The sequence below is a fragment of the Synechococcus sp. 63AY4M2 genome, assembly GCF_002760475.1.
GTDB lineage: Bacteria > Cyanobacteriota > Cyanobacteriia > Thermostichales > Thermostichaceae > Thermostichus.
Window position 1 is genome coordinate 370,280 of the sequence record NZ_AXUX01000001.1, and the last position, 22,319, is coordinate 392,598.

Sequence of the window (22,319 nt, forward strand, 5' to 3'; positions counted from 1 at the left end):
CACACCAAGTTGGGTGGCGCAAAGGTGTTTAGATGCCCAAAGTGCAACCATAGGCTACCACGAGATTGGCAAGGCGCTCTGGGTGTTATGCTCAGGGCTTTGCGGGATACCGCCTTTCTGTTTGGACTCCGTCCGAGTAGCGCGGTCGCGTCAGCGTCGCGTAGTGACAACGGAAACGGACAGAATGCTATCGCTTCACCGCTGAGCAGTAATGCTCAGCAGTGTTCAGCGTAAATGTATCAGTATCAACAGGAGTGAGCAGGGATCGACCGGATCCCTGCCCCCTCAAGCCCAAAATTTGCTCTCTTCAAGACTCCGGCGCCAGGCGGGCATAGAACAAGCCCTGGACACGGACGGTGCGGGGTTCCAGTGCCCCTTGCTCGGTGCTGGACTGCTGAATGCTAACGAAGGAGCCGCCCATCTCTCCCGTGCTGGGATCCACGCGGGCAATGCGCAGCGACAGTTTCCCCCGCGAAACCTCGTCCACCTTGCGGTTGGTGGCGAAGTCGTCCTTGGCCGCCTGTAGCCCTACGGCTGTGTCGTAGCCGGTGTTAGAGCCGCGCCCGCGCGCGTCGAGGAAGGTGCTGGTGTGGTAGCCGGGCACCAAGAACTCCCCTTCAAAGTCGGTCGAGGGGTCAATGGCGGAGCCCTGAGCTGTGGCCACCAAATCTTTCACGCTAAACAAAAATGGCACCAGCTCGCGGCGGGGCAACTGACCGGTGGTCGGCTGAAAGGTGATCCCGTCCACCACTTTGAGCTCCAACCCGCCGTCTTTGGGGGTGACCTCAGCCTTAATCGGCCCCAGCGTGGCTGCCGAGATCATGATGTTTTTGGCCTTGATAAACTCTTTTTCCCCGTTCCGTTTCTCTTCTTCCACCTCAATTTGCACCGGCTGGAAGCAGACGTCTGTCAACTTTAGGGATCCCCCCTTGGGCACCTCGATGCGGCCGCGGGCATCGTCCGAGACGGAAGGGCATATGGCCGCCTTGCCGGTGTTGCGGATCTGGTCGTAGGTTAAGGGGGCCTTGGCCGCCTCCGCCGGCAGGGCGAAGACGCTCAAACAGAGCGCCAACAGGATGGCGAGTAGTGGACGGTACCGCATAATCAACCTCGAAAAACCTGTTTTAATCTCAATGCTGCTGGGGAAAATAAGCCCGAATGCCCCTATTGTACGCAATAGTGATCCCCTCTTTGGCCGGGCTTGCAGAAGTTTCCTGGCCAGGCAGAGCTGTCGGGTAGCTGCGTTTTCCTACTTCTTGGATTGCCGACCCCTGCCCTTCTACAAAGACCTCGCGGCCCCCTCAAAGCGGGCCACTCGCCACCAGGGATCCCAGCCAGCGCTCCCGAATCTGGTTCACCAGCTCGCCGATGGGCTGTTGGTTGACGCGGTAGCTGGTGGGATGGGCGATCAAGCGGGCGGTGCTCTCGAAAAGGCAGTCCCGTTCCACCAGGCCGTTTTCCCTCAGGGTACGTCCGGTGGCCACCAAGTCCACAATCGCATCGGCCATGCCGGTGATGGGAGCCAGTTCCACTGAGCCGTAGAGGGAGATAATTTCCACCGGCAAATCCAACCGGTCAAAATACTCGCGGGCGCAGCCGACAAACTTGGAAGCCACGCGGGCATGGGGAGGCAACTGGGCCGCCGAGGTGTAGGGACTTTCTTGGCGAAGAGCCACCGACATGCGACAGTGGCCGAACTTCAGATCCAGCAGGTGGGCCACTCGCACCTCGCTGCCGGCATAGCGCTCCCGCAAGACGTCGTAGCCGACGATGCCCAGTTGGGCCTGGCCGTACTCCACATACACCGGCACGTCGTGGTTGCGCACCAGCAGCGCCTCGTAGCGTTGCCCGTTGAGCTGGGTGGGCGATTCAATCCGCAGCAGGCGGTTGCCGGGATCCAAAAAGCGACTGAAATCGATCCCCACCTGTTGCAAGCAGCGGATAGCGTCGGCCAGCAAGGCTCCCTTGGCCAGGGCAATGGTGATCGGCTGGCCGGCGGAACGGCAACCTGGGGTATCGGGATGCGGGGCGGGGCTGAGGCCGAAAGCCATCGACATAGAAGGATGTCCGGGATCCCTGCTCTTGCCAGGGCTAGATAGAGAGTCAAGCCTTGACAGCGGCAGAGCAGTTGCGGGCGTTGCTTCCCCTCGATTGTAGAGGATCGGCCTCTTGGCGGCGATTCCCCCCTCTATCCCCCCGTACACGGGGGGACTGGGGGGCCAGCCCAGAGCGAAAACCCTCTTCTGTTATCCAGACTGCCGATCCTGGGATGATAAAGTCAGGAGACGATAGACCCGGAGGAGAGAGGACGGCATGAAAGCCATGATCCTGGCAGCCGGCAAAGGGACGCGGGTACGGCCCATCACCTACATGATGCCCAAGCCGATGATCCCGATTTTGCACAAGCCGGTCATGGAGTTCTTGGTGGAGCTGCTGCGGGAACATGGGTTCGACCAAATCATGATCAACACCAGCCACCTCGCTCACCAGATCGAAGACTACTTTCGCGATGGCCAGCAGTGGGGAGTACACATCGGCTTTTCCTTCGAGGGCCACTTCGAGAACGGCCAGCCGGTGGCCGAACCCCTGGGATCCGCCGGTGGCATGCGCAAGATCCAGGATTTTTCCGGTTTTTTCGACAGCACCTTCGTGGTGCTCTGCGGCGATGCCCTGATCGACCTCAACCTGACCCAGGTGGTCAACTTTCACAAATCTAAGGGGGCATTGGCCACGGTGGTGTTGCGAGAGGTGGATCCCAGCCAAGTCTCCAGCTATGGCGTGGTGGTAACCGATGCGACGGGCCGGGTCACCGCCTTCCAAGAAAAACCCAGGCAGGAAGAGGCCCTCAGCAACACCATCAACACCGGCATCTACGTGTTCGAGCCAGAAGTCCTGGACTACATCCCCCCCGGCTGCCCCTATGACATCGGCAGCGATCTCTTCCCCGCCTTGGTGAAAGCCGGCGCCCCCTTCTACGGCCTCAAGGCCGACTTCCAGTGGGTGGACATTGGCCGTACCCCTGACTACTGGCTGGCGGTACAGAAGGTGCTGCGCGGCGAGATCAAGGGGGTCAAGGTGCCCGGGATCCAGATTCGGCCCGGCGTCTGGACGGGGATCAACATCCGCGCCAACTGGGATCGCATCCATATCGAGCCGCCGGTCTACATTGGGGCCAGCACTTACCTGGCAGACGGGGTGAAGCTCATCGGCCCCACAGCCATTGGCTACGGCTGTGTGTTGAACGAAGGGTGTACGCTGGATGGCAGCCTCATCTTCAACTACACCCAAATCGCTGCAGGAGTTACCCTGCGCCACCAGATGGTGATGGGTCGCTACTGTATTTCCTCCGATGGCAATGCCATCGACACGGAAGAGTCCAACCTCACCTGGTTGATCGGAGATGCTCGCAGCCATGCCAACGGCAAATCCCAATAGCACCCTCTATCTCTACGGGATCGTCGCTGCCCCCGGCCCGCGCCACCTGAATGTGGTGGGGCTGGACAAGCAGCCGGTGGGGATTCACGTGCTGGGATCTTTGGCCTTTCTCTATTCCCAGGCTCGCCAGGAGCGCTACTTGGCCAGCCGGGCCAATCTGCTGGCCCACGAAGCTGTCCTAGAAACCGTGATGAGCGAGGGATACCGCGCCCTGCTGCCGCTGCAATTTGGCCTGGTGGTGAGCGGCTGGGATCAGGTAGAGCAGGATTTGATCAAACCGCACTTGGCCGATCTGCTGGCCCTGCTGCAGCGCCTGGAGGGCAAACGGGAGGTGGGGGTAAAAGTCTTCTGGGATCCCCAGCAAGAGCTCCAATTGGGGCTAGAGGAAAACCCGGCCCTGAAAGCCCGGCGGGACGAAATGGCTGGCACCCCCTTGGGGCTAGATGCAGTAGTGGAAATTGGGCAGGCTCTGGAGCAAATGCTGGAGCAACGGCGCCAACACATTGCCCAAACCTTCACAGCCGCCCTCGGCTCTCTGGCCAGCGATCGCGTCGAGGGAGAGCTGCTTACGGAAAACATGGCCTACAACAGCTCGTTTCTCATCAACTGGGAAGATGAGCCGGCTTTTGCCCAAAAAGTGGAGGAGCTGGATCGAGCCTTTCAGGGACGGCTGCGCATTCGCTACAACAATTTCACCGCTCCCTACAATTTCGCCAAGCTTTGACCGGCCTGTACTCCCCCCCCTATATCCCCCCGTCTACGGAGGGACTGGGGGGCCAGCCGCTTGGGACAGGCAGCGCGGATGTGGGACTCGCTCAGGTCGGGCATGAGGGCCAGGGCCCGTTGGGGATCGATTTGCGCTTCGCACACCGCCTCCAGCACCTGCTCGGCCAGAAGGGAAAGGGGCATATCGGCGGTTTGCTCAGGATCGGTATCCTCTCTAATTTGTCGAACTCCCACCGGCGGGGGAGGCAACACCGGCGGCGCCGCCTGCGGGGGCAAGGTGGTGGAGGTACCCACCTCCAACTGCGCTTCGGCCAGGGCCACACCGCGCCCTGCCACCAACAGGGATCCCAGCAACAGCGTCCCCCCCAACCTGCCTATTCCCTTGCTGAGCGGAGCATGCTTCCCCAGACCTTCTCCAAGGCTACCGCTAGCCAACCTTTTGCCCAGCGCTTCGCCGCTCATCTTACCCCTCCAAGACCACCCCTTTGTTCAAGATATCCAACAAACCTTGGATTTGCAGTAGGCTATCGTTGGCTCCCAAACCGTTTGCAGCCCCCCCCTATGGCTCGTCTATCGCAAGAGCTGGCCCGATTTGCCTGCCTTCCCGCCCATCCAGAGCAGCCCGAGCCTTACCCAGAGGGATCCCCACCCATCCGCCTTGAAGAGATTCTCAAACTGGCGGGCGAGCGCAGCTTTGGCTTGTTTTTGGCGGTGCTCTCCTTCCCTTCTGCTCTGCCTCTGCCAGCTCCTGGCTATTCCACTCCCTTTGGCGTGGTTATTCTGCTGCTGGCCCTACAAATGCTGGCGGGGCGAACCACCCCCTGGCTGCCGCCATGGGTGCTGCAGACATCCATTGAACGGAAGCAATTTCAAAAGTGGGTGCAGGCCGGGATCCCGTGGTTGCAGCGCATTGAAAAAGTTGCCTGCCCCCGTTGGCAACCAGTCTGCACCAGCCGCCTGGGCCAGGTCTGGCTGAGCACCTTGATCAGCTTGATGGGTATTTCCATGATCATTCCCGTGCCCGGCACCAACACCCTGCCGGCGATGGGGGTCTTCGTCACCGCCTTTGGCCTCCTCGAAGAGGACGGGATCCTGTGCAGCTTGGGATCCCTGATCTGTGTGGCGGCGGGGCTGCTGACCACTTCCATTTTGGTGGGCCTGTGGCTGGGGGGAACGACTCTGTTGGATTGGCTGAGAAGATAGCCTTTTGCCCTCACTCCCAACCCCGGCCCCCCCTATATCCCCCCGTGTACGGGGGGATACGGAGTTGGGGATCGAGGCAACGCCCAGCTTCACCGATGGAAAGACGGTGACGAAGTTGTATCGCCTGTGTCTTGTTGCAACGGACACCCCCGCGCCGCTAGCGGGATTGAGGGACCAGCGCCAGATCCTGGGTGAGGCGCAGCTCGATCACCTGGTTGGGATCCAAAACTACCACCTGTGGCGCCGTGACGTTGCCGATCACCGCTCCGGCCACCCCAGCCCCCAGCACTTCTTCTGTGGCAATGGCATTGTCGCCGGTCACCAAGCCGAGAATGGCGCCCGCTGCCGCGCCGATGGCCGCATCTTGGATGATTTTGCCCGTGGTGGTGTAGCGAGGATCCTTAACATCGTGGATCACATCCGATTGGGCAGCCAAGGGGAACAGTTGGTTGTTGGCGATGATGCTTTCTGCCACAAAGCGCGTGCCCCCCGGTGCCGGCTCAAAGCGGCCATCCACCCGCGAGCCGAAAGGCACCAGGATGTCCCCCTGGGCGTTGCGAATCGGGGTGCGGACGATCAAGGACAGGGGGCGAGTTTCGTTGGGGGCGATGAAGAGGCGCTCGTTGAAGGGGGTGGTGGTCTGCATCAGGGTGCCCGCCGCCAGCGTGGAAAGGCGCAGGTCAAAGCCCGCCGGGGGGGTGGAAACCCAACTGCTCGGGTTCTGGGCCACCAGGGATCCCCGATTGAGCAGGGCCTGGTGGGTAAAAGCGGCCACCTCGGCACGGGTGGCAGGGCGGTTCGGCTCCAAAAGCATAGGATCCGGGTAATTGACAATCAGGCCGGCACGGTTGGCGGCTGCAAGTTGTGCCAGGGCCCAGTTGGGAATGGCTGCCGCGTCGCGGTAGCGGCTGAACAGCTCGCTCGGCTGAGCCGCGGGGATGGCACTCGTGTTGCCAAGGGCGTTAGTCAGGATCACCAGCGCCTCGGTGCGAGTAACGGGCTGTTCGGGTCGGAAGGTGCCGTCTGGGAAGCCGGCCACCAAGTTGTTGGCTGCCGCCGTGGAGATAGCATTGGCCGCCCAGTGGCTGGGAGGCACATCCCGAAAGCCGATGAAGGTACCAGAGGTGTTGCGAAGGCGAAAGGCAGTGGTGACAAGGGTGGCAAACTGAGCGCGGGTCACCGGCTCGTTGGGACGGAAGGTGCCATCCGGGAAGCCGTTCAACACCCCTTGAGAGGAGAGGGTCTCGATATAGGCTTGCGCCCAGTGGCCAAAGGTGTCGCGAAAAGGAGCGGCCATGGCCACCTGGCAGTGGATGCCCAGTGCGGCTCCCGATAGGAGTAGGCCGGCTGTGCGTGGGGTCAACAGAGAGGGAAACATCGTGCATTCACCAAGTTGTCGTAGCGCCCATTGCTGGGTCAATAGCTACTCTTATTCTGGCTATTTCCTCAGTGGCGGCAATAGCTAAAACCCTTGCTGTGTCCTAATTTGAGCATTTCCAACCTAAGATTTGCACGGAAACGCAATAGCGGAGGATTGGTAAGGAAATCTCTTCATCTCTGTTGCGCCAGCATCGCGTATAGACAACACCCCAGCCTCAGTTGCTGTTCACGGCATTGCCACTCTGTACAAGTTTGAAACAGCCCCCCAGGGCTCCGCAGTGCCAGGGAGTTGATGCTGGCAGGACATAGGATCCAGCCCCCCTCCCAGAGGGAGAGGGAAGCTGAGCATCAGGGATAAGGGGTGCTGTTTCCACAGCCGGTGGCTACGAAAGGTCCCCTGCTGCTGGCGGGATTGGGGGATCGGCGCCAAGTCTTGGGTGAGGCCCAGCCCAGGGATCCGGAAGGCTCGCCCAGGAGCGCCTTGGCAGTCGGTATGGGTTAAATGACCTTGCCCTCGGACGTGATTCTCCCCTTCAGTTTGCCGGCCCGCTCTTCAGCTTCCTCGGTAATGAGGGCCAGTTGCTCTAACACCTCGCCGGGGTATTTTTCCAACACCCGCAGAGAGAGCGCTACCCGCCCTTTGGCCTCATCCACATCGATGACCACGGCCTTGAGCGGCTGACCGGGCTGGAACAAGTCGGATAAGGAGGCGACAAAGCTTTGGCTGACCTGCTTGATGGGCAACAGCCCGCTGCCCCCCTCCTCCAGCTCCACGAAAACGCCGAAGGGCTTGAGGGCGCTGACCTTGCCCCGCACCACCTGACCGGTGGTGTAGATTCCCAGGCTCTCAGCTTGTCGCGCTACTCGCTGGGAGAGCACCAGCTTGTTGGCAGCGGGGTTGACCTCCAACAAACTGGCGGTCAGCGATTGGCCCACCAGCTCTTCTAGATTTTCCCGTTGGTTGAGATGCGAGCGAGGAATAAAGCCCCGCAGCCCCTGCACGTCCACCAGAACCCCGCCCTTGTTGGTGCCGATCACCAGGGCAGTTACCGTCTGGCCGTTGGTCTGTTTTTCGGCCAGCTCCTCCCAAAGTCGCTTCAGCCGCAGCCGCCGCGCCGAGAGTACGATTTGCCCTTCCGAGTCCTCTCGCAAGATGAGAAAATCGGCTTCGCTTTTGAGGGGAAAAAGCTCGCTCAAATCCTCTCCTGAGCGGATCCCGGCTTCTTTCAGGGGCAAAAAGGCCGGCGACTTGCCGCCGATATCCACCAGCGCCCCATCGTTCTGGTGCTGGAAGATGCGGCCTCGCACCACCTGTCCCGGTCGAAAGTCAAGGCTTTGCGCCTCCAGAGCCTTGGCAAAATCTTCCGAAGAAAACGTATCGGCAGCCTGAGAGCGAGGGGAGCGAAAGGTCATGGAATGCAAAGGAAGCAATTCAAGAGGCAATGGGTTTCAGGATAACCCAAAACTTGACAGGGATCCCAGCCCCTCTCGTCCGCCTCGGCGGGAAGAGGTACTCACCCTCTTGAGAGGAGGCCAAGCCCAGGGCATCGACACCGGCAGCTTCCTCTAGATGTAGTACATCAACCTGGCCTGTTGCTGTTGCGCCTGCCGGTCGCAGAGGTCTTGCAAGGTCGTTTTTTGGAGAATGCCCACCGCTGCCGCCTGGGCATCTTGCCAAGCCTGCCAGAGCACCTGGCGCTCCGGCGAGAGATCGCCGCTGGGCAAGTCGCGGGGGCGGGTGAGATCTTCTCCCTCGATGGCCTGAATGATGTCCAATAGGGAGATCTGCCAGGGCGGTCGAGCCAGAGAGTAACCTCCTTTGGCGCCCCGCTGGCTACGTACCAGGCCCTGCCTGCGCAGCGTGGCCAGCAACTGCTCCAGATAGCGGTCGGGAATCGACTGGTGGGCTGCGATCTCCTTAATCTGCAATACCCGGCCGTCATGGTAGTGCTGGGCCAACTCCAGAAGGGCCAGGAGAGCGTACTCACTTTTACAAGACAGTTCCAAAATACCCATCCTTCCTGCAAGGATCAGGTCTATGATACTCCGGTTTTCCACCGGGGTTTTGTGGGATCCCCTTTGGGTTGCCGGTGGGTTGGGCCTGTATGGTGGAATAGGCCCCTTTGGGAGTGGTTTATGGCAAGTGTTGGCACCCTGTCCGGTTCAGCGCGGATCCCGGCGGAGCGATTGCAAACTTTGCGGCAGCAGATCGGCAAGCTGATCGCCAACGTCGAGTCGGTGTTTCAAGGCAAGCCACGGGTGGTGCAGGCCGTGGTGACGGCCCTGGTGGCGGAAGGCCATGTCCTCCTGGAGGACGTGCCGGGAGTAGGCAAAACCACGTTGGCGCGGGCCATTGCCCGCAGCTTGGGGGCCAAGTTTCAGCGAATTCAATTTACCAGCGACCTCTTGCCGACTGACATTCTTGGCCTCACCCTTTTCAACAAAGAGAAAGGGGAGTTTGAATTTCGCCCAGGCCCCATTTTTGCCCATGTCATCCTGGCCGACGAGATCAATCGCACCTCTCCCCGCACCCAGAGTGCCCTGCTAGAGGCAATGGCGGAAAAGCAGGTTTCGCTGGACAACCGCACCTACCCGCTGCCCAGTCCCTTTATGGTGTTGGCCACCCAAAACCCCTTGGAGTATCACGGCACCTATCCCCTCCCGGAAAGCCAGTTGGATCGGTTTCTGGTGCGGCTGTCCATCGGCTACCCCAGCCCTGAGGTGGAGCGGGCTTTGCTGCTGCAGCGACAGCAGGCAGAGCCGGTGGAGGCTCTCCAGCCGGTGCTTTCCCTGGCGGAGCTGCGGGAGATCCAGGCGGCGGTGGATCAGGTGTACCTGGATGGATCCCTGGCCGACTATCTGCTGCAGGTGGTGCAGGCGACGCGTGCCTCCAGGCTGTTGCGGGCCGGCGTGTCCACCCGCGGGGCGTTGGCCTTGGCAAGGGCAGCACGGGCGCAGGCGTTGGTGAGAGGGCGGAGCTTTTGCCTACCGGAAGATCTGCAAGCTTTGTTTGTGCCGGTGCTGGCCCATCGCATTTCTTTGGCCGGATCTGGGGACATGACGAGCAACCGACGGCAGGAGGCAGAGGCCGTCATCCGCGACATCGTGGCAACGGTTGAGCCGCCAGTTTGAGGAGGGATCCCTTAGGCGATAATAGGAGCCAGCGGTCTTGGGCAGAACTGCGGATGTCGGATCCCAATCAAGAAATTAAAGACCTCATCCTGGCTTTGGACAAAAAGCTGGAGGGAATCGACCGCAAGTTGGAAATCCAGGTGACGGAGATCAAAAGCGAGATCCGGCTGGTCAAAACCGACCTGGAAGCCAAGATCGACCTCACTCGCAACGACCTAGAGAGCAAGATCCAAGGCGCTCGCAACGAGCTGGAAGCCAAGATCGACCTCACTCGCAACGAGCTGGAAGCCAAGATCGACCTCAGCCGTAGCAGCCTGGAAGTGAAAATCGCGGAGCTAAGCGGCAAAATGGATGGCTACAGCAAGCGGCTTGACCAACAGGAGTTCATCAGCCGCGGCGCGATCGTGGCCCTAGTCGTTGGGGTGGCCTCAGGGTTTATCAAGTACTTTTCTTCAGCAATTGATTGGAGTTTGACCTGAGTTGCCTTGGGTTCCTCCCCAAAACCTGCAAGCGGCGGCGGGTCAGCACTCCTGGAATTGGTCGAGGGCACGACACAGCTCCGGGACAACTTCTGCTGGCCAGAAACCCTCACCCCGCCGGCCCTGGTGCAACTGGAGATAGAGGCCCCAAGCAGTGGCGCTGCCACTGGCAACCAACGTGAGGGCAGGAAAGGTCTGCTCCAGCGTAATGCTCTCCTCGGCCATCAGTTGGGAGGCGACAGCTTCCATATCCTGCTGCAGACGATACACCCCCTGCACAAATGCTTGCCATTCTTCTAGGGTTAGCTCCAACGCCCAAGTCTCTCCTCCCACCAGGGCCACAAAAGGGGAGCGCCCAGGATCCCAGCCCAACCGCCAGCCGGATCCCTTGCGTAGAGCAGGAGGAGGCAGGTTCGAGAATCCACCGTCGTTTCCGGTAAAAAGCAGGGAGGTAGAGGGGAGAGGAGCATCCATCGCTGCGGCTAGGCCAGAAAAGATGCGGGTACAATCGACAGGGTGTGTTGTCAGGATAAAGCGGCCATGGCCAGTTGTCAGTCTCCTACTGCCCAACCTCGCCGGTTTTTAAGGACTCCGCTCCGCTGGCGCAAACAGAGCAGCCTCATTTCCGGCTTGGGCCTGTTGCTGACAGCCTTGGTGCTCCGTGCCGCTGACGCGACCGGGGTTCGCAAAGAGGCCGAAGATCCTGTCTTGCCAGCGCAATTGTCTGCAGCGGCCACCCCCGAAAACCCGATCCTGCACGTGGGCATTGTGCAACGCTTTGGCCGTTCTGAGCAAGATCAGGTGGAGCTGGCAGCGCCGCTGGGGTCTTTCCTCACCCTGGAATTTGCCCAGGCAGACGGCAGCACCCAGAGGCAGCGGCTCCCACAAGTTACGGTTGGGATCGTCAACCGCGCCCTGGCCAGCCCGGAAACCGTGTACCGCCTCATCCTCAGCAGCCACAAAAGCTTCGAGAGCGCCGAGGCCAGCGCCAACTCCTGGGAATCTCTGGGCATCCGCACCGAGATCGCCCAACCGCAGGAATGGCAGGTGTGGGCCAGCCGCGCCTACACTCCCCAACAACTAATCCAGATTCAGCAGTATGCCCAGAAAGAAGGGATCCCTCAGGTGCGGCTGGAGGTGCAGGAGCGGCGCGAACGGGCGGAGCTGAGCTGGGTACATGAGCATTTTCGCTACCATCGCACCCGCCTGAGGGTAACCTCCGATGCCGGCTATCTGCGGGTGAACGACCGCTACTATGCCGGATCCATTACCATTCAGCCCAATGCCTACGGCAGCTATACGGTGGTCAACGCCGTGCCCCTGGAAACCTATTTACGGGGGGTGGTGCCCCATGAGGTGGGGCCAGGGGCCCCCTTTGCCGCCATGGCCGCCCAGGCAATTTTGGCGCGCACCTACGCCCTCAAGAACCTGCACCGCTTTCAGATCGACGACTACCACCTCTGTGCCAATACCCACTGCCAGGTTTACAAGGGGCTGAGCGGCACCCATCCGCGGGCCGACGAAGCGATTCGCCAGACCAGCGGCCTGGTGCTCACCTACAAGGGCGAGCTGGTGGATGCCGTTTATTCTTCCACCAACGGCGGCATCTCGGCAGGCTTTGAAGAGGTTTGGGACGGAGAGCCGCGCCCCTACCTGCGCCCGCAGGTGGATATCGCCCACCAGCCCGATCAGCCCTTCGATTTGCGGCAGGAGAGCGACTTCAAGGCCTTTCTGGCCCGGCGGGAGGGTTTCAACGAAGCAGGGGTATCGCGCCTCTTCCGCTGGGAGTTTTCTCAGTCGCTGGAGGAGCTAAACGCCCAACTGCGGGCCGCTCAAGAGTACCTCGGGATCCCTCTCCCCGAGTGGATGACCATCCAGGGGCTGCACGTCCTGGAGCGCTCGGTCAGTGGTCGGGTGCAGGCGCTGCACGTGGACTTGCAGACGCCCCAAGGGCTCCACTCGATTCTTTTGCGCAAGGATCAGGTGCGCCTGGCTTTTCCCCGCCTGTACAGCACTCTGTTTCGCGTGGAACCCCTGAAACAGAGCGGGCGGCTGACAGGCTACCGCTTTATCGGCGGCGGCTTTGGCCACGGGGTGGGGCTGAGCCAGTACGGCGCCTACACCCTGGCGCGGCGGGGGTTGAACGCGGCGCAAATCCTCGCCTTTTACTACCCCGGCACCACCCTGGCCGAGCTGGGATCCCTCTCCCTGCAGTTGCCTGAGGTTTCCCTGGCCTTTGACAGTAGCCAGGCGCAGTCCTGGTCCGGCTACCAGAGATAGGGGGCACGATGGAAGAAGAGCGACGGGAACGCGGCCATCCCCCTCTTCGGGATCCCGCTCCAGAGGAAGGGTGGCAGGAAGGGGCGGCCCAAGCGCCGCCAGAGCTGGCCCCCCCCTACATCCCCCCGTACACGAGGGGACAAGAGGGTGGCCGGGGGGAGGCGGGGCTGTCGGGGATCCCGGTCGCCCCACCGGGGTTTAAGTCGGGATTTGCGGCGCTCATCGGGCGGCCCAATGTGGGCAAGTCCACCTTGATGAACGCTCTGGTGGGCCAGAAGATCGCCATCACTTCTCCCGTGGCCCAGACCACCCGCAACCGCCTGCGGGGGATCCTCTCTTTGCCGCAAGCCCAGATCATCTGGGTGGACACCCCTGGCATCCACAAGCCCCACCACCGCCTGGGGGAGATCTTGGTACACAACGCCCAGGCTGCCATTGGGAGCGTGGATGTCGTCCTCTTCGTGGTGGATGGCTCGGTGCCGGCAGGGCGGGGGGATGCTTTTATCGCCGAGCGGATCCCCAGCGCGACCCCCTGCATCCTCGTCTGCAACAAAGCCGATCTGCTGCCCAAAGAGTCTGCCGCGCGCCAGGCCCACCAAGAGAGCTACCAAGCCCTGCGCCCCGGTGCCCCCGTCGTCTGGGTGTCGGCGTTGGATCCCGGCAGCTTGGCGCCCCTCATCCAGGCCACCGTCGACCTGCTGCCCCCTGGGCCCTACTACTATCCCCCGGATCTGGTGACGGATCAGCCGGAGCGGTTTATCATGGCGGAGTTGATCCGCGAGCAAGTTCTCTTGCACACCCGCGAGGAGGTGCCCCACTCGGTGGCCGTCACCATCGACCAGGTGGAAGAAACCCCCACCGTCACCCGCGTCCTGGCCACCCTCTACGTGGAGCGGGACTCGCAAAAAGGGATCCTCATCGGCAAAGGGGGGGAAAGGCTCAAGCAAATTGGCCAGGCCGCCCGCCTCCAGATTCAAAAGCTCATTGCCGGCAAGGTGTACCTGGAGCTGTTCGTCAAGGTGCGGCCCCACTGGCGGCGCTCCGAGCACCTGCTGCGCGACTTCGGCTACCGCGTTGAAACGTGAAGGGGTTTTGTGGCTGAGGTTGAGCTATCTGGTGGTATTGATGGGGATGCTGCACGTTGAGGTTAACGGCAATGCTGCGACTGTATGGGATCCCGACCTCCGGGAATTGCTACAAAGTAGAGCTGCTTCTCAAACAGTTGGGGATCCCTTACGAGACGGTTGAGGTCAACTCCAGGGTCGGAGAAAATCGCCGCCCCGAGTACCTGGCCAAGAACCCCCTGGGGCAGATCCCGGCTTTGGAGCTGGAAGACGGCACCGTCTTGGCCGAGTCAGCCGCAATCTTGGTTTACCTAGCAGAGGACACTCCCCTCTATGGCCAGACGCGGCTGGAGCGAGCCGAGATCTTGAAATGGCTCCTTTTTGAACAAACCCGCATTGCCCGCTACATTGCCACCACCCGCTTTTGGGTGCGAGCCGGCCAGGCCGAGGCCAATGCCGAGCTAATTGCCCAGAACCTGAAACTCGGTACCGAGGCTCTGGAGATCATGGAAAGCCACCTACGGGAGAAGGAGTTCTTCGTGGGCAACCGCTACACCATCGCCGATCTGGCCCTGTTTACCTATACCCATGTGGCCGAGCAGGGCGGGTTTGACCTCAAGCCCTTCCCCAACATCCGCGCCTGGTGTGAGCGGGTCAAGGCCACCGACCGCTTCTTTCCTCTCCCCGGCGCCTAGAATTTCCCAGTGGTGCCTTTGCAGCCGACCGAGTCGGATCTCGCTTCCAATCCTAGCGGAGGATTTCTCACTCCCAGCCCCTCTCCCTGAGGGAGAGGAAAACTGGAAATTGTTGCCACGAAGGGCTCCAGCGGCTTTGGGCCACCCCCCTCGGAAAATAGGAGCTGCCAGGAGCTTGTCGGGCCCTAGCGCCCCTTGAGCTCCCGCTGGATCTCCCGCCGCGTCTCCCGTTCCTTAATTGCTTGTCGCTTGTCGTGGAGCTTTTTGCCGCGGGCCACGCCCAGGTGAGCCTTGATCCAGCCGCGGTTGAGCACCAGCCGCAGGGGAACCACAGTCAGGCCTTTTTGCTCCACCAGGCCCCGCAGCCGGTCGATCTCGCGGCGGTGCAACAACAGCTTGCGGCGGCGGGTCGGGTCGTGGTTAAACACCTTGCTGGCAGTTCCGTGGGGGGCAACATGCAAGTTGTGCAGCCAGGCCTCGCCATCGCGAAAGAGGGCAAAAGCGTCTTGCAAGTTGGCTTTGCCCGCTCGGATGGACTTTACCTCTGTGCCGGTCAGTTGGATCCCGGCTTCGTAGGTCTCCAAGATCTCGTACTCGAAGCGGGCGCGGCGATTCTCCACCAGGGTTTTGACGTTGGGATCCACAGCCATACGCTTTCAGAAGAGAGCTTCGTCCACCAGAGGGCCTAACGAGAGGCCAGGGAACCCTCCAATTTTTGCACTGCCCGTCCCACCAGGCGCTCGGATTTGCTGCGCCAGCGAAAGCGAATGGGGGTACCGGTGAAGTCGAGGTTTTGCCGGAAGTGCTTTTCCAGGTAGCGGCGGTAGTTCTCTTTGAACAGATCGGGATCGTTGACAAACAGGAGAAAGGTGGGAGGCCGCTCCGCCACCTGGGTGCCGTAGTAGATTTTGCCCTGCTTGCCCTGGCGGTTGGCGGGGGGTGACTGCCAGGCGAGGGCATCCTGGAGAACTTCATTGACCACGGAGGTGGCGATGCGCTTGCGATGGGCGGCTACCGCTGTGTTGACCTCGGCAAAGATCTTGTGGGTGCGCTGCCCCGTGAGGGCGCTGACAAACAACAGGGGTGCCCAGTCAATGAAATAAAGCCGCTCGCGGATCTCGCGGGTGTACTCGTTAATGGTGTGAGTATCTTTGTTTTCCACCGCGTCCCACTTGTTGACAACGATGATGCAGGCGCGGCCTTCTTCTTCGATGCGGCCAGCCAACCGCTGATCCTGCTCGGTTACCCCCTCCAGGGCGTCAATGACCAGCAGCACCACGTCCGAGCGCTGGATGGCTTTGAAGGCGCGGTTAATGCTGAAAAACTCCACCCCATATTCCACCCGGCTTTTTCTGCGGATCCCAGCCGTGTCGATGAGACGATAGCTCTGCCCCTCCCACTCCACCAGGGTGTCAACGGCATCGCGGGTGGTGCCAGCAATGGGGCTGACAATGGCCCGCTCGGATCCCACCAGGCGGTTGAGCAGGCTGGACTTGCCTACGTTGGGCCGCCCTACAATGGCCACGGCGATGGGATCCGGCTCATCTGCGGCTTCTTGGGCCACTTCGGGCAAGTGAGGCAGCACCGCCTCCAACAGCTCGGCTACCCCATTGCCGTGGACGGCAGAACAAGGGATCGGCTCCCCCAGCCCCAACTCCCAAAAAGCCGCCGCCTGCGCCAGGCCCAGTTGCCCCGACTCGCACTTGTTGACGGCCACCACCACCGGCAGGGGTTGTCTGCGCAGCCAATCGGCCAATTCTTTGTCAGCAGGGGTCAGCCCCTCGCGGCCATCCACCACAAAGATTACAGCGTGGGCCTCGGCCATCGCCGCCATGGCCTGCTGACGGATGTGGGGCAAAAACTCGCTGTCGTCGCCGAAGACCAGGCCGCCGGTATCCACCACCCGCAGGCGGCGCCCGTTCCACTCCACCTCTTGGTAGAGGCGATCCCGCGTGATGCCCGGCTCGTCGTGGACAATGGCCGAGCGCACCCCCGCCAGGCGGTTGACGAGGCTGGATTTGCCCACGTTGGGGCGACCCACAACGGCTACAAGGGGTAAAGCCACTGCTCCGCTTGCCAAAAAGCCGAACCCAGACTTCTATCCTAGCCTTTGGGATCCCAGATGCCCAAACCCGCTGATCTCAATCATTGCCCTGAAGGCAGCTCTGGCGGTAAGTTAGGTAGCTAACCTCCCATCAGACACCGGCTGCACTCGTTTCCCCTCCTTGCTATGAACCGTGCCCTCGCCCCTGCCCAGCGGCTGAACAAACTGCCTGCCTATGTCTTTGCCCGCTTGGATGAGCTGAAGGCCCGCGCCCGCCAGCAGGGGTTGGATTTGATCGATCTGGGCATGGGCAACCCCGATGGCCCCACCCCCCAGCCGGTGGTGGAGGCGGCCCAGGCCGCCATTGCCGATCCCGCTCACCACGGCTACCCACCCTTCGAGGGCACGGCTAGCTTTCGCCAGGCAATTGCCGAGTGGTATTGGCGCCGCTACGGGGTGGAGCTGGATCCCAATGGCGAGGTGCTGCCTCTATTGGGATCCAAAGAGGGCCTGACCCACCTGGCCCTGGCCTACGTGGATCCAGGGGATCTGGTGCTGGTGCCTAGCCCTGCCTACCCGCCCCATTTTCGCGGTCCCCTGATTGCCGGCGGGCAGATCTACCCACTGCTGCTGCGCCCGGAGAAAGGATGGCTCATCGACCTGCAAGAGATCCCGCCGGAGGTGGCCAAGCAGGCGCGGCTGCTCTACTTCAACTACCCCAACAACCCGACAACAGCGGTGGCGACCCGCTCCTTTTTTGAAGCAGTGGTGGCGTTTGCTTGCCGCTACGACCTCCTCCTGGTGCACGACCTGTGCTATGCCGAGCTGGCCTTTGACGGCTACCGGCCCACCAGCCTGCTGCAGATCCCTGGCGCCAAGGACTTGGCCGTGGAGTTCCACACCCTCTCCAAAACCTACAACATGGCCGGTTGGCGGGTAGGCTTTGTGGTGGGCAACCGCCAGATTATCCAGAGCCTGCGCACCCTGAAAACCAACCTCGACTACGGCATTTTTGGCGCCCTGCAAAAGGCGGCCGAGACCGCTTTGGCCTTGCCAGATAGCTACCTACAGCAGGTGCAGGAGCGCTACCGCCGCCGACGCGACTACCTCATTGCCCGCCTGGCCGAGTTGGGCTGGCAGATCGAGCCGCCGCGGGCGACGATGTACCTCTGGATCCCGACCCCCCGCACCGCCGACGGCACGCCCGAGGGATCGACGGAGTTTGCCCTGCGGGTTTTGGAGTCCACAGGCGTGGTCGTAACCCCTGGCAACGCTTTTGGAGAAGGGGGAGAGGGCTACGTGCGGATTAGCCTCATTGCCGATTGCGAACGCCTGGGCCAGGCCATCGACCGCTGGGCAGAAGCCGGGATCCGCTATTGCTGAGCTCTAGGGTTGGCCCTCTCCCCTAGGGAGAGGGGAGTTGGTATTGCTCCACGATGCGCCGGGCAAAAGGAGGCACATGCTGCTCCAACTTGTGGGGATAGTGGCGGCGGACGTAGAGATAGTTGCGGACAAAGTGGGAGTCGATGGAAAAGCGGGCATATTCTAGTCCGCGCGGCCCAAAGCGCTGGATGGCCACCGCCAGGAGCTGGGCCAGCCACATGGGCAAGCTCAGGGCCTGCTCGTAGGCTTGGATCCCCTGTTGCACCGCCGCCCGCCGCGAGCCCCGCGAGATCACCGGCTGGGTTTCCAGCTCTTCCCAAACCAGATCCAAGAGCTCCCGCCCGCGCGCATTGCGCACCAGCAGCCATTGCCAGCCAAAGGGGGATCCCATATAGCCCACCACCAGATCGGCCAGGCTGTTGACGTAGTCAAAACAGGTAAGGCAAGAGGGGGCAAACACGTCTTTTAGTTCTTTGGTTTTGAGGCCAAAAAAAGGCACCTTTTCCACCGAGCCGTCTTCGTGCTTGAAGTGGACGTGGAAGTCCTGCATGAACTCGTAGTGCACCACCGTTTGCGGGGAGCGGCTGGTGGTTTCAAGAAACTTTTGCAGCCCGGCGCGGCTGACGTTGTCTACGCAGGGCGTGCCCAACACATAGAGCTTCTCCAGGCCCAAGTTTTTCTCCACCGCCCGCAAAGCCTGGATCTGGCAGCCCACCCCGATCACCAGCAAGCGCTTGAGGCCGCTTTGCTCCACCTGCTCCAGCACGGAGAGATTGGGCGATAGCGTTGGCTTGTTGACCCGCGCCGCCAAGACCGCTTCTGGGGTACGCGCCAAGACAGGCCGTGGCTGAAAGCGATCCCGGGGATCCGCCTGCACGCACACCACCCCTTCTACTAGGCCGCTGCTGAGGGCCTTCATGCCGATGCTGCTGACGATGCCCGTCCACTGGGCACCCGGGATCGGATCCCGCCGGCGGGCCGTGTACATTGCCTCGTAGACGCCGAAGTAGTCGCTGTCGCTGACGGCATCCGATTTGGAGCGCAGCGATTCCCGCGATCGCCCGTGGGTTTGCTCTTCTAGGCGGGTGAACTGCTGGTTCAAAAAGGCACAGGCTTCCTTGACGTGGGCGACGTAGCGGGTATCGCAGAGGCCGCACTGGCTGCACAGCTCCTTGGCCGGGTAGTGGCCGGAGCGGATGGGCCGGGCCGGACGCGGTAAACGGGATCCCATAAGGTCTAAACCGTAGCCGTGGCGGGGTACCTTCTTCAGTTTGCCGCCAAAACCGCAGACGGCGGGCAGAGGAGTTGAAAGATCCCCGATCCTGCCCAACGCTCGCCCGCCCCTCCAGAGTTGCCCCCAGACAGAGAGGAAAAGCCAGATCCCCTGAGTTGCCCTTTTGTCGGCAAGCGGCGATGCAACAAAGGCCCCCTCAGCCTCTGCCCAAACCACTTTCGAGGGCCCAGCGGGCCAGTTCGGTGCGGTTGTGCAGGCCGGTTTTGCTCAGCATGTTGCTGACATGGCTTTCGACGGTGCGCTGGCTCACTCCCATCACCTCGGCAATCTCGCGGTTGGACATGCCCCTGGCCACATACTGGATCACCTTGGCTTCCGTAGGGGTGAGCTCGATTTCCCGATCTAACTTGATGACCGGCTGAATGCCCGCATTCTGCATTTGCAACAGGCGCTCGGTGTGCTTGAGGACGGACTCCACCTGAGCCACCAGCTCTTCCGGCTCAAAGGGCTTGACCAGGTAAACATCTGCCCCCGTGTTGAGGCCGCGCACCCGATCTGCCGTTTGCCCGCGGGCTGACAAAAAGATCACCGGAATCCAGTCCGTCGCGCTGTTGGAGCGAATGGTCTGGACAAACGTGTAGCCATCCATCTCCGGCATCATCACATCGCAGATGATCAAATCCGGAGTAAAGTGGCGCATCGCCTCTAACCCTTCCAGGCCATTGCTCGCCGCAACCACCTCGTAGCCGCGAAACTCCAGGTAATCCTTCACCAGAAGGATCAGGTTTGGATCGTCGTCAATCAGCAACAATCGCTTTGGGTTGTCCACTGCTCATCCCTTTGCTGCAAGAAAGCCCAAGGAAAAAGGATAGCCCGCTTAGCGAACCTCTGGACAAATCGGCAAATCTACAGCCGAGGTGGCGCCAAGAAAAAACCTGCCAACCTCTAGCCGGTTCGTCAGTTTCCCCTAAACCTGGATAATAAGGTATCACATACAGACGGAGGTGGCGGCATATCCAAAGAAACACGAAGAGGCCGGGTACCTCCTCTGGCCCGCTCGGCAACTGCCTCCGCCCTGCCTTGGGATCCTCCCGCTGGCAAGCGCTCGCCCTCTGGGGCTGGTTTGGCTTGTCGGGTTTTCCCCATGGGCAGGAGAAGTAGAGCCAGGAGAAAATACAATTCTGGCGGCAACCTACATGGGGAAAGAGGGTGGAAAAGGGCACGCTGGTCGAGTTTCGCCACAACAACGAGCGGGTACTGGCAGTAGTTGAGGGCACCGAGGGCAAAAAGAACCTGCTGCTGGGCGTGGCTTCGGGGCAGGTGCACAGCGTTCACCCTCGCCAAATTACGTTTGCCTTGAACGGCAATTCCAGCTTTACGGTGTCCGATATCCCGGGCTTTTGGCAGGCGGTGCAGGCAAAGTTGGATCCCGAAAGTTTGGCTTTGGCCTGGGAATTGGTTCAGGAGGAGCGTCGGCCCCTGAGCCTGTCGGAGATGGCCCAGTTGTTGTTTTCCGACGATTCCCCGGTCTCCACCTATGCTGCCTACCGTCTTTTGAGCGAGGATTACGTCTACTTTAAGGCAAAGGGGGAAGGCTACGAGCCGCGTACTCCGGCTCAGGTGAAGGAAATTCTCCATCAAATTGCTGTCGCCCAGCAGCGGCAGCAGGAACAGGCCGAGTTTGAGGCCCGCCTAAAGGCAGCGGTGGCCCAGCCTGGGCAAAAGTACACTTGGAGCCCGGCGGAACGGGCTCGTCTGGAGCTGTTGGAGCGCTTAGCTTTGCAGGGAGCACCCGATAGCCTTCGCAACTACGAGGATCTTTCCCACAACCTCACCCCCTCGGATCGCGAGCGGGCTTCCCACCTGCTGCGGCTCCTGGGATTCCCCGACACGCCCCAGGGAGCTTTTGAGGCGTTGGTGGCTTTGGGACTGTGGAGCCGCCACGAGAACCTGGCCCTGCGCCTTACGGGGATCCCCACCCAATTTCCCAAGGAGGTGGAGCGCTACGCCCAAACTTTGCTTGGCGGGCCTCCCCCCTTCTTGGATCTGCCTCTGCGCCGGGATCTCACCCATCTTCACACCTACACCATCGACGATGCCAGCACCCGCGACATCGACGATGCTCTCAGCGTCGAGTTTGAGTCGGATGACGAGGTGAAGCTCTGGATCCACATCGCCGATCCCAGTTGTTGGGTGCAGTGGGGGGATCCCCTCGACTTAGAAGCCCGCAAGCGGGGCACCAGCGTCTATTTGCCGGAGCGGGTGATCCCGATGTTTCCATCGGAGTTGTCCACCGGCCCGATGAGCTTGGTGCAGGGGGAGGTGCGGCCTGCCCTTAGCTTCGGCATCCGGCTGGGATCCGACGGGGCCGTGCGCGACTACGAAATTTGCCTCAGCCAGATCCGGGTCAACTACCGCCTCACCTACGACGATGCCGACGAGATGCTGGAGTTGGGGGCGGAGGCCCAATTGACAGCCATTGCTCGGGCAGCGCGCTGGCGCTACGCCTGGCGACTGGCGCAAGGGGCGATCCCCATCGGCCTGCCGGAGCAGGACATCAAGGTCATCGACGAGATCCCCCACCTGCGGGTGATCGAGGATACGCCGGCGCGGCAGATGGTGGCGGAGATGATGGTGCTGGCCGGTGAGGTAGCCGCTCGCTTTGCCCGCCAAAACGGGATCCCGGTGCCCTATCGCCTGCAGCCGGCTCCTGAGCTGCCCCCGCCGGAGGTTTTGGATCTGTACCCCCAGGGTCCGGTTCGGTCGTTTGCCATCATGCGCTGTCTCTCGCGGGCGGAAGTGGCCACCCAACCGGGGCGACATACGGGGCTAGGGCTCGATGCCTACTGTCAGGTGACCTCTCCCATTCGCCGCTACCTGGATCTGGTGGCCCACTACCAGATCAAGGCTTTTTTGCGCGGGGATCCCTTGCCCTTGACAGAAGCCAAGGTGCAGCAATTGTTGCTGGGGATCGAGCCAGGCACCGCCGAGGCCAACCAGGTGGAGCGCAAGTCCAAGCGCTACTGGAGCATCGAGTACCTGCGTCAGCGACCGGGGCAGATTTGGCAGGCCTTGGTCTTGGGCTACCTGCGCGAGGAGGAGAACCTGGTGATGGCCATGCTGGATGAGATTGCCTTTCGCGTGCCGGTGCGCTTGGAACGGCAGGTGCCGCTGGGGGCCTGGATCGAGTTGGAGGTTCTGCAGGCAGATCCCCGCGCCGATGTCATTGAGCTGCGGGAGGTGGGACAGAATGCCCTTTAACCT

The 22,319-nt window shown here is 61.4% G+C and carries 21 protein-coding genes and 1 pseudogene; 11 read left to right on the forward strand and 11 right to left on the reverse strand.

From position 1 onward, the window contains the following. Positions 1 to 234: pseudogene (locus SYN63AY4M2_RS14035) on the forward strand (RNA-guided endonuclease TnpB family protein); the annotation flags it as partial. A gap of 73 nt (positions 235 to 307) precedes the next feature. Here the strand turns inward: SYN63AY4M2_RS14035 and SYN63AY4M2_RS01620 are convergent. Together SYN63AY4M2_RS01620 and hisG are read right to left on the reverse strand one after the other, a co-directional pair. Next, the gene (locus SYN63AY4M2_RS01620) at positions 308 to 1,102 is read right to left on the reverse strand and encodes a photosystem II manganese-stabilizing polypeptide (protein ID WP_011430097.1); all 795 of its coding nucleotides are present in this window, start codon (positions 1,100 to 1,102) and stop codon (positions 308 to 310) included. A gap of 199 nt (positions 1,103 to 1,301) precedes the next feature. Beyond that, positions 1,302 to 2,057 (reverse strand): ATP phosphoribosyltransferase, encoded by a 756-nt coding sequence (gene hisG, locus SYN63AY4M2_RS01625; RefSeq protein WP_228375470.1) that lies wholly within the window; start codon positions 2,055 to 2,057, stop codon positions 1,302 to 1,304. 256 nt (positions 2,058 to 2,313) lie between these two features. On the opposite strand from hisG, the gene SYN63AY4M2_RS01630 reads away from it, so the two are divergent. Then, entirely contained in the window at positions 2,314 to 3,435 is a 1,122-nt protein-coding gene (locus tag SYN63AY4M2_RS01630; RefSeq protein ID WP_011430095.1) for an NDP-sugar synthase, read from the forward strand. Continuing rightward, on the forward strand, positions 3,413 to 4,159 hold the full coding sequence (locus SYN63AY4M2_RS01635; protein ID WP_041438253.1) for a GvpL/GvpF family gas vesicle protein: 747 nt from the start codon (positions 3,413 to 3,415) through the stop codon (positions 4,157 to 4,159). Before SYN63AY4M2_RS01630 ends, SYN63AY4M2_RS01635 begins: the two co-directional genes overlap by 23 nt. Here SYN63AY4M2_RS01635 and SYN63AY4M2_RS01640 read toward each other — a convergent pair. Beyond that, the gene (locus SYN63AY4M2_RS01640; RefSeq protein WP_041438250.1) at positions 4,138 to 4,530 is read right to left on the reverse strand and encodes a hypothetical protein; all 393 of its coding nucleotides are present in this window, start codon (positions 4,528 to 4,530) and stop codon (positions 4,138 to 4,140) included. The two genes, SYN63AY4M2_RS01635 and SYN63AY4M2_RS01640, sit on opposite strands and share 22 nt — an antisense overlap. A gap of 192 nt (positions 4,531 to 4,722) precedes the next feature. Between SYN63AY4M2_RS01640 and SYN63AY4M2_RS01645 the strand changes: the two genes are divergently transcribed. After that, positions 4,723 to 5,364 carry an exopolysaccharide biosynthesis protein gene (locus SYN63AY4M2_RS01645; protein WP_011430093.1) on the forward strand — a complete coding sequence of 214 codons (642 nt, stop codon included), beginning with the start codon at positions 4,723 to 4,725 and terminating at the stop codon, positions 5,362 to 5,364. 157 nt (positions 5,365 to 5,521) lie between these two features. Here SYN63AY4M2_RS01645 and SYN63AY4M2_RS01650 read toward each other — a convergent pair whose 3' ends face one another. The 3 genes from SYN63AY4M2_RS01650 to SYN63AY4M2_RS01660 form a co-directional block, all read right to left on the reverse strand. Continuing rightward, complete coding sequence (locus SYN63AY4M2_RS01650; protein ID WP_240530470.1) at positions 5,522 to 6,727, reverse strand: S-layer homology domain-containing protein; 1,206 nt, start codon at positions 6,725 to 6,727, stop codon at positions 5,522 to 5,524. A 515-nt stretch (positions 6,728 to 7,242) separates the two neighbouring features. Then, positions 7,243 to 8,157 (reverse strand): S1 RNA-binding domain-containing protein, encoded by a 915-nt coding sequence (locus tag SYN63AY4M2_RS01655; protein WP_011430091.1) that lies wholly within the window; start codon positions 8,155 to 8,157, stop codon positions 7,243 to 7,245. Positions 8,158 to 8,310: 153 nt separating this feature from the next. After that, on the reverse strand, positions 8,311 to 8,751 hold the full coding sequence (locus tag SYN63AY4M2_RS01660; RefSeq protein WP_011430089.1) for an Rrf2 family transcriptional regulator: 441 nt from the start codon (positions 8,749 to 8,751) through the stop codon (positions 8,311 to 8,313). 129 nt (positions 8,752 to 8,880) lie between these two features. Between SYN63AY4M2_RS01660 and SYN63AY4M2_RS01665 the strand changes: the two genes are divergently transcribed. After that, positions 8,881 to 9,876: an AAA family ATPase gene (locus SYN63AY4M2_RS01665; protein WP_011430088.1), complete on the forward strand. Its 996-nt coding sequence runs from the start codon at positions 8,881 to 8,883 to the stop codon at positions 9,874 to 9,876. 53 nt (positions 9,877 to 9,929) lie between these two features. Beyond that, the gene (locus tag SYN63AY4M2_RS01670) at positions 9,930 to 10,355 is read left to right on the forward strand and encodes a hypothetical protein (protein WP_099884043.1); all 426 of its coding nucleotides are present in this window, start codon (positions 9,930 to 9,932) and stop codon (positions 10,353 to 10,355) included. Between the two features lie 42 nt (positions 10,356 to 10,397). On the opposite strand, the gene SYN63AY4M2_RS01675 is transcribed toward SYN63AY4M2_RS01670, so the two are convergent. After that, on the reverse strand, positions 10,398 to 10,829 hold the full coding sequence (locus tag SYN63AY4M2_RS01675) for a DUF1818 family protein (RefSeq protein ID WP_049749741.1): 432 nt from the start codon (positions 10,827 to 10,829) through the stop codon (positions 10,398 to 10,400). Positions 10,830 to 10,895: 66 nt separating this feature from the next. Between SYN63AY4M2_RS01675 and SYN63AY4M2_RS01680 the strand changes: the two genes are divergently transcribed. The 3 genes from SYN63AY4M2_RS01680 to SYN63AY4M2_RS01690 all read left to right on the forward strand — a co-directional run bounded on the left by SYN63AY4M2_RS01680 (position 10,896) and on the right by SYN63AY4M2_RS01690 (position 14,394). Further along, a complete protein-coding gene (locus SYN63AY4M2_RS01680; protein WP_011430086.1) occupies positions 10,896 to 12,635 on the forward strand; it encodes a SpoIID/LytB domain-containing protein in 1,740 nt (579 codons plus the stop codon). Between the two features lie 8 nt (positions 12,636 to 12,643). Then, positions 12,644 to 13,720, forward strand: a complete 1,077-nt coding sequence (gene era / locus SYN63AY4M2_RS01685) for a GTPase Era (RefSeq protein ID WP_011430085.1) — start codon at positions 12,644 to 12,646, stop codon at positions 13,718 to 13,720. A 71-nt stretch (positions 13,721 to 13,791) separates the two neighbouring features. After that, a complete protein-coding gene (locus SYN63AY4M2_RS01690) occupies positions 13,792 to 14,394 on the forward strand; it encodes a glutathione S-transferase family protein (RefSeq protein WP_011430084.1) in 603 nt (200 codons plus the stop codon). 185 nt (positions 14,395 to 14,579) lie between these two features. Here the strand turns inward: SYN63AY4M2_RS01690 and smpB are convergent, their stop codons facing one another. Next, a complete protein-coding gene (gene smpB, locus SYN63AY4M2_RS01695; protein WP_011430083.1) occupies positions 14,580 to 15,044 on the reverse strand; it encodes an SsrA-binding protein SmpB in 465 nt (154 codons plus the stop codon). Between the two features lie 35 nt (positions 15,045 to 15,079). Next, the gene (gene der, locus SYN63AY4M2_RS01700; protein WP_011430082.1) at positions 15,080 to 16,459 is read right to left on the reverse strand and encodes a ribosome biogenesis GTPase Der; all 1,380 of its coding nucleotides are present in this window, start codon (positions 16,457 to 16,459) and stop codon (positions 15,080 to 15,082) included. A gap of 165 nt (positions 16,460 to 16,624) precedes the next feature. On the opposite strand from der, the gene SYN63AY4M2_RS01705 reads away from it, so the two are divergent. Next, entirely contained in the window at positions 16,625 to 17,821 is a 1,197-nt protein-coding gene (locus SYN63AY4M2_RS01705) for an aspartate aminotransferase (RefSeq protein ID WP_011430081.1), read from the forward strand. Between the two features lie 22 nt (positions 17,822 to 17,843). On the opposite strand, the gene SYN63AY4M2_RS01710 is transcribed toward SYN63AY4M2_RS01705, so the two are convergent. Continuing rightward, positions 17,844 to 19,052 (reverse strand): Coenzyme F420 hydrogenase/dehydrogenase, beta subunit C-terminal domain, encoded by a 1,209-nt coding sequence (locus SYN63AY4M2_RS01710; protein ID WP_011430080.1) that lies wholly within the window; start codon positions 19,050 to 19,052, stop codon positions 17,844 to 17,846. A gap of 199 nt (positions 19,053 to 19,251) precedes the next feature. After that, positions 19,252 to 19,884 carry a response regulator transcription factor gene (locus SYN63AY4M2_RS01715; protein WP_099812190.1) on the reverse strand — a complete coding sequence of 211 codons (633 nt, stop codon included), beginning with the start codon at positions 19,882 to 19,884 and terminating at the stop codon, positions 19,252 to 19,254. A gap of 380 nt (positions 19,885 to 20,264) precedes the next feature. Here SYN63AY4M2_RS01715 and SYN63AY4M2_RS01720 point away from each other — a divergent pair, with 380 nt between their 5' ends. Next, on the forward strand, positions 20,265 to 22,316 hold the full coding sequence (locus tag SYN63AY4M2_RS01720; RefSeq protein ID WP_099887151.1) for a ribonuclease R family protein: 2,052 nt from the start codon (positions 20,265 to 20,267) through the stop codon (positions 22,314 to 22,316). Positions 22,317 to 22,319 lie beyond the last annotated feature (3 nt).